We start from the raw sequence: 15,142 nt of genomic DNA, 5'->3' as shown, positions 1-15,142 counted from the left end.
CCGTGACTTGGACGACTCTGGGTGTCCCAAGAGGACCCCAGAGTGAGGAGCATGCATGCGCCGTTCCGTTGCCCGGGCACTGATCCGACCGCTGGTCCTGGCGGCCACCCTGTCCGCGATACCCCTGGCGAGCACGGCTCCCGCGGTCGCCGGCAGCGTGGTGGTCGGCGGGTTTCCGATAGACGTCTCCCAGGCCCCGTGGACGGTGGCCCTGTCCAGCCGTGACCGGTTCGGAGGTACGCGGGCGGGCCAGTTCTGCGGCGCTGTGGCCGTCGGGCGCACGACGGTGCTCACCGCGGCCCACTGTCTTGCCGAGGACGTCCTCGGGGCGCCCCCGAACCGGGTGCGCGACCTCAAGGTCATCGCGGGCCGCACGGACCTGCTGTCGGCGGAGGGCCAGGAGATCGCCGTACGGAGCGTCCGGCTCAACGCGGGGTACGACGTCATGACCAACTCGGGCGACTTCGCGGTCCTCACGCTCGCCGAACCACTGCCGCAGCGCGCGGTCGTCGGCATGGCACGCGCCTCCGACCCGGCGTACGCGTCCGGAACGGAAGCCCTGGTGTCCGGCTGGGGCGACACGACCGGCGGAGGGGCCTACGCGCGCCGGCTGCGCGCCGCACGCGTACGCGTGCTGCCCGACGAGCTGTGTGCCCGCGCGTACCCCGGCGGACCGGACGGCACCTACCAGGCCGCCAGCATGCTCTGTGCCGGCGAACCGGCCGGCGGGCCCGACGGCTGCCAGGGTGACAGCGGCGGGCCTCTGGTGGCCGGCGGGCGACTGATCGGCCTGGTGTCATGGGGGAGCGGTTGCGGGCGGCCGGGCCTGCCCGGCGTCTACACCCGCATCTCCGAGGTCGTGCACGCGCTGGACACAGGCGCGGAGACCCGGGGAGGGCCTCAGGCGCGGTCGTGAGCGCGGGTACGGGCATGAGCACGGGCGGCCACTCCGGGAGGAGTGGCCGCCCGTTCACCGGCCTGGGCCGGGGCTGGCTCGTCGTGTGTGCGAGATTCAGCGCTCTTCTTCGGAAGCGGTGTTCGGAGCGGTCGTCAGGCGCTCCGTCTCGTCCTGTATCTCAGCGGCGATCTTCTTGAGTTCCGGCTCGAACTTGCGACCGTGGTGGGCGCAGAAGAGCAGTTCTCCGCCGCTGAGCAGGACGACGCGCAGGTATGCCTGGGCGCCGCAGCGGTCGCAGCGATCGGCGGCCGTCAACGGGCTCGCGGGGGTCAGAACAGTAGTCACGTCGCCTCTTCTCTAGCTCGACGAGCTGTCGTACCAGGGTCAACATCCAACCAGCCCGAAAACGTTCCCGCTCGTGGCTTTTCCTCGAAAAAAATCTTCCGGGGCGGCTGTCTGCTGCCGGTTGGCGGCGAATGTGCCGTATTGCGTGTCTTGTATGCGTACGGGTTCGCGCTTGTCTTGGTCTGTCTCGGTCCTCCCGGCTGGGTTGCCGGTTGTTCATGAGGACGTGCCCGGAGCCTAAATGGTTCATGCCCCGAAGGGAACGTGATATGTACTTCACTCCATCGAGGGATCGAACACGCATGCGAGCCTGGACTAGTGTGAGTTCCCTACGAGGGTGGCGTTACACCGGCTCTACCAGGGCTCGGTACCCTCTGAGCGGCGACCGAAGCCGACCCCTTACCCAAAAGGGGGCCATCTGAAATTCAGCGAGGAGCGAACCGCGTGACCGCCGATACGTCCGTGCCGTCCACAGCGCTGCTGGCAGGAGCAGACCGGGACGGTTCCAACTACACCGCGCGGCACCTGCTCGTCCTTGAGGGCCTTGAGGCCGTGCGCAAGCGCCCTGGCATGTACATCGGCTCGACCGACAGCCGCGGTCTGATGCACTGCCTGTGGGAGATCATCGACAACTCCGTGGACGAGGCCCTCGGGGGCTACTGCGACCACATCGAGGTGATCCTCCACGACGACGGCTCCGTCGAGGTACGGGACAACGGCCGGGGCATCCCCGTCGACGTGGAGCCCAAGACCGGCCTGTCCGGAGTCGAGGTCGTCATGACCAAGCTCCACGCGGGCGGCAAGTTCGGCGGCGGCTCCTACGCCGCCTCCGGTGGCCTGCACGGCGTCGGCGCCTCCGTGGTCAACGCGCTCTCCGCCCGTCTCGACGTCGAGGTGGACCGTGGCGGCCACACGCACGCGATCAGCTTCCGGCGTGGTGTGCCGGGAGCCTTCGCGGCGAACGGCGCCGACGCGAAGTTCGAGGCCAAGAGCGGACTGCGCAAGACCAAGAAGATCCCCAAGACGCGCGCCGGCACGCGCGTGCGTTACTGGGCCGACCGGCAGATCTTCCTCAAGGACGCCAAGCTCTCGCTGGAGAACCTGCACCAGCGCGCCCGGCAGACCGCGTTCCTGGTGCCCGGCCTGACCATCGTCGTCCGTGACGAGTTCGGCCTCGGCGAGGGCGGCAGCAAGGGCGAGGAGTCCTTCCGCTTCGACGGCGGGATCAGCGAGTTCTGCGAATACCTGGCCGACGACAAGCCGGTCTGCGACGTGCTGCGCTTCTCCGGCCAGGGCACGTTCAAGGAAACCGTCCCGGTCCTGGACGAGCACGGTCAGATGACCCCCACCGAGGTCACCCGCGAGCTGGGCGTCGACGTCGCCCTGCGCTGGGGCACCGGTTACGACGCGAGGGTCCGCTCGTTCGTCAACATCATCGCCACCCCCAAGGGCGGCACCCACGTCGCCGGCTTCGAGCAGGCGCTCACGCAGGCGATGAACGATGTGCTGCGGGCCAAGAAGCTGCTGCGCGTGGCCGAGGACAACATCGTCAAGGACGACGCCCTGGAGGGCCTCACCGCCGTCGTCACCGTGCGCCTGGCCGAGCCGCAGTTCGAGGGCCAGACCAAGGAGGTCCTCGGCACCTCGGCGGCCCGCCGGATCGTGAACAACGTGGTCACCAAGGAACTGAAGGCGTTCCTGACCGCCACCAAGCGTGACGCCGCCGCGCAGGCCCGGGTCGTCATGGAGAAGGTGGTGGCCGCCGCCCGCACGCGTGTCGCGGCCCGCCAGCACAAGGACGCCCAACGCCGGAAGACGGCCCTGGAGTCCTCGTCCCTGCCGGCCAAGCTCGCCGACTGCCGCAGCGACGACGTCGACCGCAGCGAGCTGTTCATCGTCGAGGGCGACTCGGCGCTCGGCACGGCCAAGCTGGCGCGGAACTCCGAGTTCCAGGCGCTGCTCCCGATCCGCGGCAAGATCCTCAACGTGCAGCGGTCGTCGGTGACCGACATGCTCAAGAACGCCGAGTGCGGCGCGATCATCCAGGTCATAGGAGCGGGCTCGGGCCGCACCTTCGACATCGACCAGGCCCGCTACGGCAAGATCATCATGATGACCGACGCCGACGTGGACGGCTCTCACATCCGCTGCCTGCTGCTGACGCTGTTCCAGCGCTACATGCGGCCCATGGTCGAGGCCGGCCGGGTCTTCGCCGCCGTGCCGCCGCTGCACCGCATCGAGCTGGTCCAGCCGAAGAAGGGCCAGGAGAAGTACGTCTACACGTACTCCGACCGCGAGCTGCGCGACAAGCTCATGGAGTTCCAGAGCAAGGGCATCCGGTACAAGGACTCCATCCAGCGCTACAAGGGTCTGGGCGAGATGGACGCCGACCAGCTGGCCGAGACCACGATGGACCCGCGCCACCGCACCCTGCGCCGCATCAACCTCTCCGACCTGGAGGCCGCCGAGCAGGTCTTCGATTTGCTGATGGGCAACGACGTGGCTCCTCGCAAGGAGTTCATCTCCGGCTCGGCGGCGACGCTGGACCGGTCGCGCATCGACGCGTAGCCGCCGCGCCCGGCCCGGCCGCCGCGCCCGGCCTGGCCGCCGCGCCCGGCCGCTGGTGCCGGGCGGCGGCAGACCGGGGGGCATGCCGAGGGCGGAGCGGGGGCCGGGCGGGCCGGGCAGTAGCAGGCCGAGGGCCGGGCGAGCTGGGCAGCGGCGGGGCCGAGGGCCGGGCGCGCTGGGGCTGCCGGAAAGCGAGCGCTGCCGGAAGCCGACGAGGGAGGCGGGCTCACCCGGAGGCGGCCCCTTCTGAGCATGCCCCTTCTGAGCAGGCTGCCTCCGGGCAGCGGGCTTCTTCCGGGCAGGCACTGCCGGGCAGGCGGCTTCTTCCGGGTAGGCGCTGCCGGGCAGGCCGCCTCTCCTGGCCAGACGGCCTCTGCCGTGGCCGGCGGCCCCCGCTGGACCGCCCCCTCACCGACCCCCCACCGCGGCCAGCCACCCGGCCACCAGGGTCTCTCCACCCCTGGGTGGAGCCGGGACGGTCCGAGGATCCACCCGTGATCCACCCCGGCTCCGATCTCCCGGCCGGCGGATGTCCGTAGCTTCGAAGGCGTCGGGAGCACTCGCCCCCGGCACCGCCTTCTCGCTCACGGAGGACCCGATGTCGGGGCTCGTCAACGCGCTGGTGATCGTGGCCGCCGTCGCCGTGGTGACAGCGCGGCAGTTCCGCGCCCGCGCGATCACCACGGATCGGCGCTGGTGGGCGCTGCCCGTGATCCTGGCCGTGGTCGCGCTGCGCGAGCCCGGCATCCTCGACGCCCACCACCGTGCCGAATCCGGCGCACTGCTGGCGGTGGAGCTGTTCATCGGCCTGGCCACCGGCGTCGGCTGGGGCTGGACCACACGCGTCTGGACGGCACCGGACGGTGTCGTGTGGACCAGGAGCAGCAAGGCGAGCGCCGCCGTCTGGATCGTGGGCATAGCCCTGCGGGCTGGTGTCTTCGCCCTCGGCTCCGCGCTCGGCCTGCACCAGGACAGCTCCGCCTTGCTGCTCGGTCTCGCCGGCACCTTGCTGGTCCGCGGCGGGATCCTGGTCCTGCGGGCGCAGTCCGTCGGCGCCGCGAGCCGGCCCGGCCCGGCGTACGGTGACGACAAGCGGACGGCCTGGAAGGAGTGCGTGTGACGGAGAACGCCTGGACGCGCTGGCCGTCGCGCGAAGCGCTCGGCCGCGCGGGAACCACCCTGCCCCGGCGCCTGATCACCTGGGCCATCCGGCTGCTCGCGCTGGGCGTACTTCTGTGGGCCGCCTTCAGCCAGCGGCACGTCGGCCTGTGGGGGGCACTCGCGGCAGCGGCGGTGGTCCTCTTCGTCGCTCTCGCCTCCTGGGCCTTTTTCCGGACCACCTACGAGCACCGGCTGGTGCCCTCCCTCGCGCTCATGGGGGTGATCCTGGGCCTCGCGGTCGCCGCCGATGCCACGGGATTCAGAGGGCCGGCCCTCGTGATCTGGTGCGCCTGTGGGGTCAGCGCGCTGGAGCGGCTGCCGCTCGGGGCCGCCATCCCCGCCGCCTCGGTGGCACTGGCCTCGTACTCCCTGTTCGCCGACGATCTCTGGCTGACCACGGCCGTCACCGTGGCCGGTCTGACTCTCGGCGGGTACGTCCTGCGGCTGGACGCGGAAGCCCGGGGCAGCGCCCAGCGGCTGCTCGCCCAGGAGCGAGCCGCCCGCGCGGCCGAGGCCCAGTCCGTGGCGCTGGCCGAGCGGGCCCGCATCGCCCGGGAGATCCACGACGTCCTGGCCCATAGCCTCTCGGCGCAGCTCGTGCACCTGGAGGCGGCCCGGCTGCTGATCGAGAACGGCGCGGACCGGGAGCGGATCCTGGAGCGGGTGGTCGCCGCCCGGGGGATGGCCCGCGACGGCCTCGCCGAGACCCGGCAGGCGCTGTCCGCGCTGCGCGGCGACCTGTCCCCGCTGGAGGACTTCCTGAGTGAACTCGTCAGCACGGCCGACGGCGCCGAGGTCACCGTCACAGGTGAACGCAGACCCCTGCGGGTCGAGGCGTCCCAGGCCGTACGGCGGGTCGCGCAGGAGGCGCTGACGAACGTCCGCAAGCACGCCCAGGGCGCCAAGGTGGACGTGCGGCTCGAGTACGGCGAGCACGAAGTGACGCTGAACGTAAGGGACTCGGGCGGCCGGCCGGGCGAACTCGGGTCGTCCGGAGGCGGGTACGGTCTGCTGGGCATGCGCGAGCGCGCCGAACTGCTGGGCGGTTCGCTGGACGCGGGGCCGGACGAGGAAGGGTTCGTGGTGACGCTGAAGGTGCCCGTATGACGGAGACGGAGGGGGAGAGGAAGCCCGCACGCGTGGTGGTGGCCGACGACCAGACCGTGGTTCGTGAGGGCATCGTGATGCTGCTCGGGCTGCTGCCCGGCGTGGAGGTCGTGGGCGCCGCGGGAGACGGCGAGGAGGCGGTGCGGCTGGTCGGTGAGCTGGCTCCGGACGTCGTCCTGATGGACCTCAGGATGCCTCGCTGCGACGGCGTGGAGGCGACCCGGCGGATCCGGGCGCAGTATCCCGGCACCCAGGTCGTGGTGCTCACCACCTACGCGGACGACGACTCGCTGTTCCCCGCGCTACGGGCCGGTGCCCGGGGATACCTGACCAAGGACGCGGGCGGCGACGAGATCGTCCGCGCCGTGCACAGCGTGCTGTCGGGGGACGCGGGGCTGTCGCCGAGTGTCCAGCGCCGGCTGCTGGAGCGGCTGTCCCAGGCCGAGCCCGAGGCTCCCGGGGCGGCCGGAGAAGCGCCCGACGGGCTGACCGCACGCGAGACCGAGGTCCTGGTGCTGATCGCCGAAGGACTCAGCAACCAGGAGATCGCTCGCAGACTGCATGTGTCGACCGCGACCGTGAAGACACACATCAACAACCTCTTCGCCAAGACGGGCCTCAAGGACCGGGCGCAGGCCGTGCGTTACGCCTACGGCAAGGGGCTGGTGTCGCCACCCACCCGGTGAGTCACCTGATGGGGTGAAGAGCCCGAGGAAGAAGAGTCAGGGATACGTCCGGTCTGTCCATCCTTGGGCATGCAGTCAAGCAACGATCGACCCTGCGGAGCCGGGGGCGGTCCCGAGAGTCCGGCCGGGAAGCAGGAAGAGCACGAGGCGCCCGCCCGCGACGTGACGTACGGGGACCCTTGGTACGACGAGCTGGCCTCGGGCTGGGGTGAGCTGGACGGGACGGGCAGGCCGGCGCCCTCCGTGCCGCCCGCGCGGGACGAGCCGGGGTCGACGGCGGCGCGTGCCCGCGAGGTGTACCTGGAGGTGCAGCGCAGCCAGGCGTTCCAGGAGGTGCGCGGCAGGTACAGGCGGTTCGTGGTGCCGGGGGCCGCCGCCTTCCTGATCTGGTACGTGGGGTACGTGGTCGCCGCGACGGCCGCACCCGGACTCATGGCCCGGCCCGTGGCCGGGGCGGTGAACGTGGCGATGCTCGCGGGGCTCGGGCAGTTCCTCACCACGTTCGTGCTCGCCTGGGCCTACTCCCGGCATGCGCGGCTGCGCCGGGACCGCGCCGCGCTGGACCTGCGCTGGGACACCCAGGAACTGGCCCGCGGAGCGCAGCGAGGTGCCTTGTGACCGGTGACCATCAGGCTCTGGCGCTGCTGCTGTTCAGCGGGTTCGTCGCGGTCACCCTCGGGATCACGACCTGGGTGAGCCGCAGGCGGCATGGCTCGGCGGAGGAGTTCTACGCCGGCGGGCGGCTGTTCACCCCGATGGAGAATGGTTTTGCCATCGCGGGCGACTACATGTCGGCCGCCTCCTTCCTCGGCATCGCCGGACTCATCGCGCTGTACGGCTACGACGGACTGCTGTACAGCGTGGGGTTCCTCGTGGCGTGGCTGGTCGTGCTGTTCCTCGTCGCCGAACTGGTCCGCAACTGCGGGCGGTTCACCCTGGCCGACGTGGTGGCCGCACGGATGAGGGAGCGACCGGTCCGCATCGCCGCGGGCACGTCCTCGGTCGTGGTGTCCGTTCTGTACCTGGTGGCGCAGATGGTCGGCGCGGGCAGCCTGGTCGCGCTGCTGCTGGGGCGGACGAGCGGCGCCGCCCGGGTCTGGGCGGTCATCGGGGTCGGCGCGCTCATGGTGATCTACGTGTCGTTGGGAGGGATGCGGGCCACCACCTGGATCCAGATCGTGAAGGCGGTCCTGCTGCTCGGCGGGACGGTCGTGCTGACCGTGCTCGTGCTGGTGCGCTTCCACGGCGACGTCGACCGGTTGCTGCTCACGGCCGCCGAGCGCAGCGGTCACGGGACGGCGTTCCTGGCGCCGGGCCTGAAGTACGGCGGGGACTGGACCGCCCGATTCGACTTCATCAGCCTGGGGCTCGCGCTGGTGCTGGGCACGGCCGGGCTGCCGCACATCCTGTCCCGCTTCTACACCGTGCCCACCGCGCGGGCCGCCCGTCGCTCCGTGGTGTGGTCCATCGGCCTGATCGGGAGCTTCTACCTGATGACGATCGTCCTCGGATTCGGGGCGGCGGCGGTGGTGGGGCCCCGGGTGGTGCACGCGTCCAACGCGGCCGGGAACACGGCGGTGCCGCTCCTCGCCCTGGACCTGGGCGGCGGAGCGGGGTCCACCGGTGGCACCGTGCTGTTCGCGGTGGTCGCCGCGGTGGCCTTCGCCACGATCCTCGCGGTGGTCGCGGGGATCACGCTCGCCTCCTCGGCCTCGGTGGCCCACGATCTGTACGCGTCGCTGCGACGGTCGCGCGGCACGGCGCGCAGCGAGGTGGCCGTGGCCCGGTGGGCGGCGGTCGGCATCGGCGTCGTGGCGATCGCCCTCGGCCTGCTGGCCCGCGATCTCAACGTCGCCTTCCTCGTCGGCCTCGCCTTCGCGGTCGCCGCGTCGGCGAACCTGCCGGTCCTGCTCTACTCGCTGTTCTGGCGCGGTTTCACCACGCGGGGCGCGGTGTGGGCGGTGTACGGCGGACTGTTCCCGGCGATCGGCCTCGTGCTGCTGTCCCCGGTGGTGTCCGGCAGCCCCGACTCGTTGTTCCCGGCCGTCGACTTCCAGTACTTCCCGCTGGAGAACCCGGGCATCGTCTCCATTCCGCTCGGCTTTCTCGCGGGCTGGCTGGGCACGGTCACCTCGGACGAGGTCGCGGACGAGGCGAAGTACGCCGAGACGGAGGTGCGTTCGCTGACCGGGGCCGGAGCCGTGTAGCCCGGCCACGGGTTCGTTACGGCGCCACCCAGGCGTACCGGTGTTCCGGGCGGCCGGTGTCGCCGTACTTCAGGGAGAGCCGGAGACGGCCGGCCTGTTCCAGGTGGCGAAGGTAGCGCTGGGCGGTGGAGCGGCTCAGACCGGTGCGGGTGGCCACCTCGTGGGCCGAGAGCGGATGGTCGGCGCGGTGCAGGACACCGCAGATGAGGTCGGTCGTGGGCTCCGAGTGACCGGTCGGCTGGCCGGGTGCGGCGGGCGCGGGGGCGGTACGCAGGGCGCCGAAGATCCGGTCGACCTGCTCCTGCCCCGTCAGACCCCGGCCGCCCACCCGGTCGACGGTGCGGCGCAGCGTTGCATAGGAGTCCAGGCGGGCGCGCAGCGCGGCGAAGGTGAACGGCTTGACCAGGTAGTGCAGGGCGCCCAGGCGCATCGCCTGCTGGACGGTCGTCACATCGCTGGCCGCGGTGATCATGATGACGTCGGCGCCATGGCCCTGCTCCCGCATGCGGTGCACGAGTTCCAGGCCGGTCCGGTCCGGCAGATAGTGGTCGAGCAGCACCAGGTCGATGCTGCCGCGTTCCACCGCGGCCAGGGCCTGGGCGGCGCTGTGCGCGCGGGCGGCCACCCGGAAGCCGGGAACCTTTCCCACGTACGTGGCGTTGATCTCGGCGACGCGGAAGTCGTCGTCCACCACCAGGACGTCAATCATCAGGCCTCTCCTTCAAGGCCGGCGAGCGCAGAGCCCGTGTTCTCGGCTCCGCAGTTGTAGCGCGAGCAAAACGAGCACAACAGGGCCTTGCGAGCAAAAGAACGGCTTGTGCCCACAAGACTCCTGCTGTGGCCGGGGCCACACCTACCGTCCCGGCCCATGAGCGCACACACCAGCCCCGCCATCGAGCTGCGGGGCGCGAGCAAGACCTTCAGAACCCCGTCGGGGGGACTGCACACGGCCGTGCGCGGTCTGGACCTCACCGTCGGGCGCGGCGAGTTCGTGGCTGTCGTAGGACCCACCGGATGCGGGAAGTCCACGACGCTGACGCTGGTCAGCGGGCTGGAGGAGCCCAGCGAGGGCGAGGTGCTGGTGGCCGGGGAACCGGTCGGCGGCGTCGGCGGCAAGGTCGGCTTCGTCTTCCAGCAGGACGCCACCTTCCCCTGGCGGACGGTCCTGTCGAACGTCATGGCCGGCCCGCGCTTCCGGGGCGTCCCCAAGCCGGAGGCCAAGGAGAAGGCCCGTGAGTGGCTGGCCCGGGTGGGACTCGCCGCCTTCGAGGACCGCTACCCGCACCAGCTCTCCGGTGGCCAGCGCAAGCGGGTCGCCCTGGCGGCGACGTTCGTCAACGACCCCGAGATCCTGCTGATGGACGAGCCGTTCTCGGCGCTCGACGTGCAGACCCGGGCGCTGATGTCGGACGAGCTGCTGGAGCTGTGGGAGGGCACCGGCGCCTCGGTCGTCTTCGTCACCCACGATCTGGAGGAGTCCATCGCGCTGGCCGACAAGGTCGTCGTGATGACCGCCGGGCCTGCGACCGTGAAGCAGGTCTTCGACATCGACCTGCCCCGCCCGCGGAAGGTCGAGTCGGTGCGTCTGGAACCGCGGTTCATCGAGATCTACCGCGAGATCTGGGAGTCCCTCGGTGAAGAGGTCCGCATCACGCGCGAGAGGGGTGCCGCCCATGTCGCCTGAAGTCCTCGGCACCCCGGTCGTCGACCCGGTGAAGACATCCGACCGCGCGCGGACCCGGGCCCAGGCCGCACGCCGCCGCAAGCTGTTCGTCAACGCCGCGCGCGGGGTGCTCCTGGCGGCGGTCCTCGGACTGTGGGAGGCGCTGTCGCGTGCCGAGGTCATCGACCCGTTCAACTTCTCGATGCCCTCGAAGATCTGGGACCAGATCCACACCTGGGTGCAGCACGGAACCGCGCTCGGATCCCTGGGCGAGCAGATCTGGTACACGCTGTACGAGGCGCTGCTCGGCTGGATCATCGGCGTGGTCGCCGGTGTGCTCCTCGGCATCGCTCTCGGGCGGATCAGATTGCTCGCAGAGGTTCTTGGTCCCTACATCAAGGTGCTCAACTCGATCCCCCGGATCGTGCTGGCGCCCATCTTCCTGATCTGGTTCGGCCTCGGCCCCTCCTCCAAGGTGGCCTCCGCCGTGGTGCTCGTCTTCTTCCCGGTGTTCTTCAACGCCTTCCAGGGCGCCCGCGAAGTGGACCGCAACCTCGTGGCCAACGCCCGCATCCTGGGCGCGAGCGATCGCAGGGTGACTCTCCAGGTGGTCGTCCCGTCGGCCACCTCCTGGATCTTCACCAGCCTCCACGTCAGCTTCGGCTTCGCGCTCATCGGCGCCATCGTCGGCGAGTACATCGGCGCGACCAAGGGCATCGGCCTGCTCGTCGCGCAGTCGCAGAACACCTTCAACGCGGCCGGGGTGTACGCGGCGATGGTCATCCTCGCCGTCGTCGCGCTCGTCGCCGAAGGGCTGCTGACCTTCGCCGAGCGCCGCATCTTCCGCTGGAAGCCCACCGGCTCCGACAGCTGACCGGCCCCTCCCCGCCTCCCGCCGCTCTCCGCCCAGCCCTCTCACAAGGACGTGAACCGCATGCGCAAGACCGGATACGCCTCCCTGGCCGCCGCCGGGCTCCTCGCCCTCTCCTCCCTCACCGCCTGCGCCGACGACGCGACGAGTTCCACGGTCGACGCCGGCAGCGGCGGGGGCGGTGGCAAGGGTCCGACCGTCAAGATCATGGTCGGCGGGCTGGACAAGGTCATCTACCTGCCCGCGATGCTCACCCAGCGTCTCGGCTACTTCCAGGCCGAGGGGGTGAACGTCCAGCTCCTCAGCGAGCCCGCCGGCGTCCAGGCCGAGACCGCGCTCGTCTCGGGCCAGGTGCAGGGGGCGGTCGGTTTCTACGACCACACCCTGGACCTCCAGGTGAAGGGCAAGTCGGTGGAGTCGGTCGTGCAGTTCTCGCACGCACCCGGCGAGGTCGAGATCGTCTCCGGCAAGGCGGCCGGCGACCTCACCTCGCCCAAGGACTTCAAGGGCCGCAAGCTGGGCGTGACCGGGCTCGGCTCCTCGACCGACTTCCTCACCAAGTACCTGGCGGTCAAGAACGGGGTGAAGGTCAGCGAGTTCACGCCGGTCGCGGTGGGGGCCGGGCCGACGTTCATCGCGGCGCTCCAGAAGGGCGCGATCGACGGCGGCATGACCACCGACCCGACCGTCGCGACGATCCTGGACAAGAAGGCCGGGAAGATCCTCGTCGACATGCGCACCCCCGAGGGTTCGCAGGAGGCACTGGGCGGGCCGTACCCGTCGTCGAGTCTGTACATGCAGACGGACTGGGTGAACGGACACAAGGACACCGTCCAGAAGCTGGCCGACGCGTTCGTCAGGACACTCGAGTGGATGTCCACGCACAGTGCCGACGAGATCGCCGCCAAGATGCCCGCCGACTACTCCCAGGGCGGCAAAGCCCTGTACGCGCAGGCCATCAAGAGCACCCTGCCGATGTTCACCGACGACGGCGTGATGCCGCAGGGCGGCCCCGAGACCGTGGAGAAGGTCCTCAGGGCGTTCAACCCCGCCGTCCAGAACGCGAAGGTCGACCTGAGCAAGACGTACACGACGGAGTTCGTCGAGGCGGTCGAGTGACCGCCGCCTGAAACCCGCTCAGGCGCGGGTCGCCCACACGTAACGGTGTTCCGGGCGGCCCGCGTCGCCGTACTTGAGGGTCAACCGGGCCCGCCCCGTGCGCTCCAGGAGCTTCAGATACCGCTGGGCGGTCTGCCGGCTCACCCCCGTCCGGTCGGCGATCTCCTGGGCCGACAGGGGGTGCTCGGCGTTCAGCAGCGCCTGGCGCACCAGCTCCGCCGTCGTGGGCGAGTGCCCCTTGGGCAGCCCGGGCTCCGACGGGGCGGACAGGGCACCGAAGATGCGGTCCACCTCCGCCTGCTCGGCCTCGCCGCCGCCGTCCAGGGTGCGCCGCAGCTCGGCGTACGCCTCCAGCTTGGCCCGCAGGCCGGCGAAGGCGAACGGCTTCACCAGGTACTGCAACGCCCCCTGCCGCATGGCCGCCTGGACGGTCGAGACGTCCCGCGCCGCCGTCACCATGATCACGTCGGTCTGATGACCGCGCCGGCGCATCTCCTGGACGACCGCGAGACCCGTGTCGTCGGGCAGGTAGTGGTCCATCAGCACGAGGTCGAGCCGCGGCAGGGTCTCCACCTGACGCAGCGCCTCGGCCGCGTTGTGGGCTTCGCCGGCCACGTGGAAACCGGGCACCTTCTCCACGTAGGCGGCGTTGACCCGGGCCACCCGGGTGTCGTCGTCCACGACCAGTACCTCGATCATCACGCCTCCTCCTCGGCGGTGGCCGGGACGCGCGCCGCCGCGGCGGACTCCGCGGCCCCGGTGAGCGCCGGCTCCGGGGCCGGCTCGGTCAGCGCCTCGGGCAGGACCACGGTGAACTCCGCGCCCCCGCCGGCCGCCGCGCCGACTGCGGCCCGCCCGCCCTGCCGTTCGGCGAGCCGGCGCACCAGCGAGAGCCCGATGCCCCGCTTGCCGTGCGCGGGCGGCTTCTTGGTGGACCATCCCTCGGTGAAGATCAGCTCACGTCGGTCCTCCGGGACACCCGGGCCGGTGTCGCGCACCCGGAGCACGACCGTACGGCCCTCGGCGCGCAGCTCGACCTCCACGCGCGCGTGCGGGGTGCCCGCGACCGCGTCGAGGGCGTTGTCCACCAGGTTGCCCACGACCGTGACCAGCCCCCGGGGGTCGATCAGCCGGTCCGGGAGCCGGGTACGCTCCGACACCCACAGGGCGACCCCGCGCTCGGCCGCCACGGTCGCCTTGCCGACCAGCAGCGCGGCCAGCAGCGGGTCCTGGATCTTCTCCGTGACCTGCTCGGCGGTGGCCCGGTGATCCCCGACCACCTCCCCGACGAACTCCACGGCGTCGTCGTACATCTCCAGTTCCAGCAGCCCCAGCAGGGTGTGCATGCGGTTGGCGTGCTCGTGGTCCTGGGCCCGCAGCGCGTCGATCAACCCGCGCGTGGAGTCGAGTTCGCGCCCCAGCTGCTCCAGTTCGGTGCGGTCGCGCAGGGTGGCCACGGCCCCGCCGTCTCCGGTGGGCATGCGGTTGGCGACCAGCACGCGCTGGCCGCGCACGGTGAGCAGATCGGTGCCGGTCACCCGGCCGGCCAGCACGTCCGTCGTACGGCCCGCGCCCAGCGCCTCGTCCGGGGTCCGCCCGACGGCCTCGTCGCCGATGCCCAGCAGCCGTCGCGCCTCGTCGTTGAGCAGGCGGACACGGCCGCCCCGGTCGAGCGCGACCACGCCCTCCCGGATGCCGTGCAGCATCGCCTCGCGCTCCGCGAGCAGTGCGGAGATGTCGGAGAAGGCCAGGTCCCGGGTCTGCCGCTGGACCCGGCGGGAGATCAGCCAGGCGGCCAGCGCGCCGACCGCGAGGGCACCGCCGGCGTAGGCGAACAGTCCCGGGATCGCGCTGATCAGCCGCGCCCGCACGCTGTCGTAGGCGATGCCGACCGAGACGGCGCCGACGATGCGGTGGCCGGCGTCGTACAGCGGCACCTTGCCGCGCGCGGAGCGCCCCAGGGTGCCGTTGTCGATCTGCATGACCTCCTGGCCCGCCAGCGCCTCCCGCGGGTCGGTCGAGACGTGACGGCCGATCTCCGCGGGCGTGGTGTGCGACCAGCGCACGCCCCGCCGGTCCATCACCACGATGTACTCGGCGTGGGTGGCCGCCCGGATCCGCTCCGCCTCCTTCTGCACCGTCCCGTTCACGCTCGGCTCGGTGCCGAGGACGCCCTCGGCGATCTGCGGGTCCTGGGCCGTGGTCTCGGCGATGGCGAGCGCGCGGCGCATCGCCTCCTGGTCCAGCTGCTTGCTCAGCGGCGCCAGGAAGAGCCCGGTCGCGAGCACCGCGACCCCCGCGGCGATCGCCACCTGCATCAGCAGCACCTGCGAGAACATCCGCCGGGGCAGACCGAGGCGCAGACGGCGTGCGGGGGGAGTGGGGCTCATACCCACGACGGTACGTGGGGCGGCCTGGAGCGCCCCAGCGGGTGTGGTGTGGATCTCTTGATCCACTCGTGACCCCGTTGATCAATCGTTGACGGATCGGACGCCGAACCGTCCGGACCGCATGTCC

Annotated in this window: 14 protein-coding genes; 10 read left to right on the top strand and 4 right to left on the bottom strand. The window is 71.3% G+C overall.

All coding sequences use genetic code 11. The annotated features are described in order from the left end of the window. Positions 1-55: 55 nt before the first annotated feature. A complete protein-coding gene (locus tag ACZ7KF_RS02085) occupies positions 56-916 on the top strand; it encodes a serine protease (protein ID WP_471068447.1) in 861 nt (286 codons plus the stop codon). A 96-nt stretch (positions 917-1,012) separates the two neighbouring features. Here ACZ7KF_RS02085 and ACZ7KF_RS02080 read toward each other — a convergent pair whose 3' ends face one another. Beyond that, positions 1,013-1,243: a DUF7455 domain-containing protein gene (locus tag ACZ7KF_RS02080; RefSeq protein ID WP_471068445.1), complete on the bottom strand. Its 231-nt coding sequence runs from the start codon at positions 1,241-1,243 to the stop codon at positions 1,013-1,015. A 444-nt stretch (positions 1,244-1,687) separates the two neighbouring features. Between ACZ7KF_RS02080 and ACZ7KF_RS02075 the strand changes: the two genes are divergently transcribed. From ACZ7KF_RS02075 to ACZ7KF_RS02050, 6 genes are all read left to right on the top strand, one after another. Continuing rightward, positions 1,688-3,811 carry a DNA gyrase/topoisomerase IV subunit B gene (locus ACZ7KF_RS02075; protein ID WP_471068443.1) on the top strand — a complete coding sequence of 708 codons (2,124 nt, stop codon included), beginning with the start codon at positions 1,688-1,690 and terminating at the stop codon, positions 3,809-3,811. Between the two features lie 598 nt (positions 3,812-4,409). Then, a complete protein-coding gene (locus ACZ7KF_RS02070) occupies positions 4,410-4,931 on the top strand; it encodes a DUF1453 domain-containing protein (protein WP_471069553.1) in 522 nt (173 codons plus the stop codon). Continuing rightward, positions 4,928-6,079, top strand: a complete 1,152-nt coding sequence (locus ACZ7KF_RS02065) for a sensor histidine kinase (RefSeq protein WP_471068441.1) — start codon at positions 4,928-4,930, stop codon at positions 6,077-6,079. Before ACZ7KF_RS02070 ends, ACZ7KF_RS02065 begins: the two co-directional genes overlap by 4 nt. After that, a complete protein-coding gene (locus ACZ7KF_RS02060) occupies positions 6,076-6,765 on the top strand; it encodes a response regulator transcription factor (RefSeq protein ID WP_471068438.1) in 690 nt (229 codons plus the stop codon). The genes ACZ7KF_RS02065 and ACZ7KF_RS02060 overlap by 4 nt, the downstream gene beginning before the upstream one ends. 69 nt (positions 6,766-6,834) lie before the next feature. After that, complete coding sequence (locus ACZ7KF_RS02055; protein WP_471068435.1) at positions 6,835-7,383, top strand: DUF485 domain-containing protein; 549 nt, start codon at positions 6,835-6,837, stop codon at positions 7,381-7,383. After that, positions 7,380-8,972, top strand: a complete 1,593-nt coding sequence (locus ACZ7KF_RS02050; protein WP_471068432.1) for a solute symporter family protein — start codon at positions 7,380-7,382, stop codon at positions 8,970-8,972. The genes ACZ7KF_RS02055 and ACZ7KF_RS02050 overlap by 4 nt, the downstream gene beginning before the upstream one ends. Positions 8,973-8,988: 16 nt before the next feature. On the opposite strand, the gene ACZ7KF_RS02045 is transcribed toward ACZ7KF_RS02050, so the two are convergent. Beyond that, positions 8,989-9,681 (bottom strand): response regulator, encoded by a 693-nt coding sequence (locus ACZ7KF_RS02045; RefSeq protein WP_471068429.1) that lies wholly within the window; start codon positions 9,679-9,681, stop codon positions 8,989-8,991. A gap of 159 nt (positions 9,682-9,840) precedes the next feature. On the opposite strand from ACZ7KF_RS02045, the gene ACZ7KF_RS02040 reads away from it, so the two are divergent. The 3 genes from ACZ7KF_RS02040 to ACZ7KF_RS02030 are packed head-to-tail and all read left to right on the top strand — an operon-like array spanning position 9,841 to position 12,625. Beyond that, the gene (locus tag ACZ7KF_RS02040) at positions 9,841-10,656 is read left to right on the top strand and encodes an ABC transporter ATP-binding protein (protein WP_471068427.1); all 816 of its coding nucleotides are present in this window, start codon (positions 9,841-9,843) and stop codon (positions 10,654-10,656) included. Then, complete coding sequence (locus ACZ7KF_RS02035) at positions 10,646-11,509, top strand: ABC transporter permease (protein ID WP_471068424.1); 864 nt, start codon at positions 10,646-10,648, stop codon at positions 11,507-11,509. The genes ACZ7KF_RS02040 and ACZ7KF_RS02035 overlap by 11 nt, the downstream gene beginning before the upstream one ends. Positions 11,510-11,569: 60 nt before the next feature. Further along, positions 11,570-12,625 carry an ABC transporter substrate-binding protein gene (locus tag ACZ7KF_RS02030; RefSeq protein ID WP_471068422.1) on the top strand — a complete coding sequence of 352 codons (1,056 nt, stop codon included), beginning with the start codon at positions 11,570-11,572 and terminating at the stop codon, positions 12,623-12,625. A gap of 18 nt (positions 12,626-12,643) precedes the next feature. On the opposite strand, the gene ACZ7KF_RS02025 is transcribed toward ACZ7KF_RS02030, so the two are convergent. Both ACZ7KF_RS02025 and ACZ7KF_RS02020 read right to left on the bottom strand, forming a co-directional pair. Beyond that, positions 12,644-13,324: a response regulator gene (locus tag ACZ7KF_RS02025; RefSeq protein ID WP_471068419.1), complete on the bottom strand. Its 681-nt coding sequence runs from the start codon at positions 13,322-13,324 to the stop codon at positions 12,644-12,646. Further along, complete coding sequence (locus ACZ7KF_RS02020) at positions 13,324-15,015, bottom strand: ATP-binding protein (protein WP_471068416.1); 1,692 nt, start codon at positions 15,013-15,015, stop codon at positions 13,324-13,326. The genes ACZ7KF_RS02025 and ACZ7KF_RS02020 overlap by 1 nt, the downstream gene beginning before the upstream one ends. Positions 15,016-15,142: the final 127 nt, after the last annotated feature.

This window comes from Streptomyces sp. NPDC038200 (assembly GCF_055600785.1).
The sequence above is the reverse complement of the archived record's forward strand: the minus strand, read 5'-3'. Positions and strand labels throughout refer to the sequence as shown.

Excerpts from the sequence above, each read along its gene's own strand:
- ACZ7KF_RS02085 (WP_471068447.1), top strand. The coding sequence starts at position 56 with ATGCGCCGTTCCGTTGCCCGGGCACTGATCCGACCGCTGGTCCTGGCG.
- ACZ7KF_RS02070 (WP_471069553.1), top strand. The coding sequence starts at position 4,410 with ATGTCGGGGCTCGTCAACGCGCTGGTGATCGTGGCCGCCGTCGCCGTG.
- ACZ7KF_RS02060 (WP_471068438.1), top strand. The coding sequence starts at position 6,076 with ATGACGGAGACGGAGGGGGAGAGGAAGCCCGCACGCGTGGTGGTGGCC.
- ACZ7KF_RS02055 (WP_471068435.1), top strand. The coding sequence starts at position 6,835 with ATGCAGTCAAGCAACGATCGACCCTGCGGAGCCGGGGGCGGTCCCGAG.
- ACZ7KF_RS02045 (WP_471068429.1), bottom strand. The coding sequence starts at position 9,681 with ATGATTGACGTCCTGGTGGTGGACGACGACTTCCGCGTCGCCGAGATC.
- ACZ7KF_RS02040 (WP_471068427.1), top strand. The coding sequence starts at position 9,841 with ATGAGCGCACACACCAGCCCCGCCATCGAGCTGCGGGGCGCGAGCAAG.
- ACZ7KF_RS02035 (WP_471068424.1), top strand. The coding sequence starts at position 10,646 with ATGTCGCCTGAAGTCCTCGGCACCCCGGTCGTCGACCCGGTGAAGACA.
- ACZ7KF_RS02030 (WP_471068422.1), top strand. The coding sequence starts at position 11,570 with ATGCGCAAGACCGGATACGCCTCCCTGGCCGCCGCCGGGCTCCTCGCC.
- ACZ7KF_RS02025 (WP_471068419.1), bottom strand. The coding sequence starts at position 13,324 with ATGATCGAGGTACTGGTCGTGGACGACGACACCCGGGTGGCCCGGGTC.
- ACZ7KF_RS02020 (WP_471068416.1), bottom strand. The coding sequence starts at position 15,015 with ATGAGCCCCACTCCCCCCGCACGCCGTCTGCGCCTCGGTCTGCCCCGG.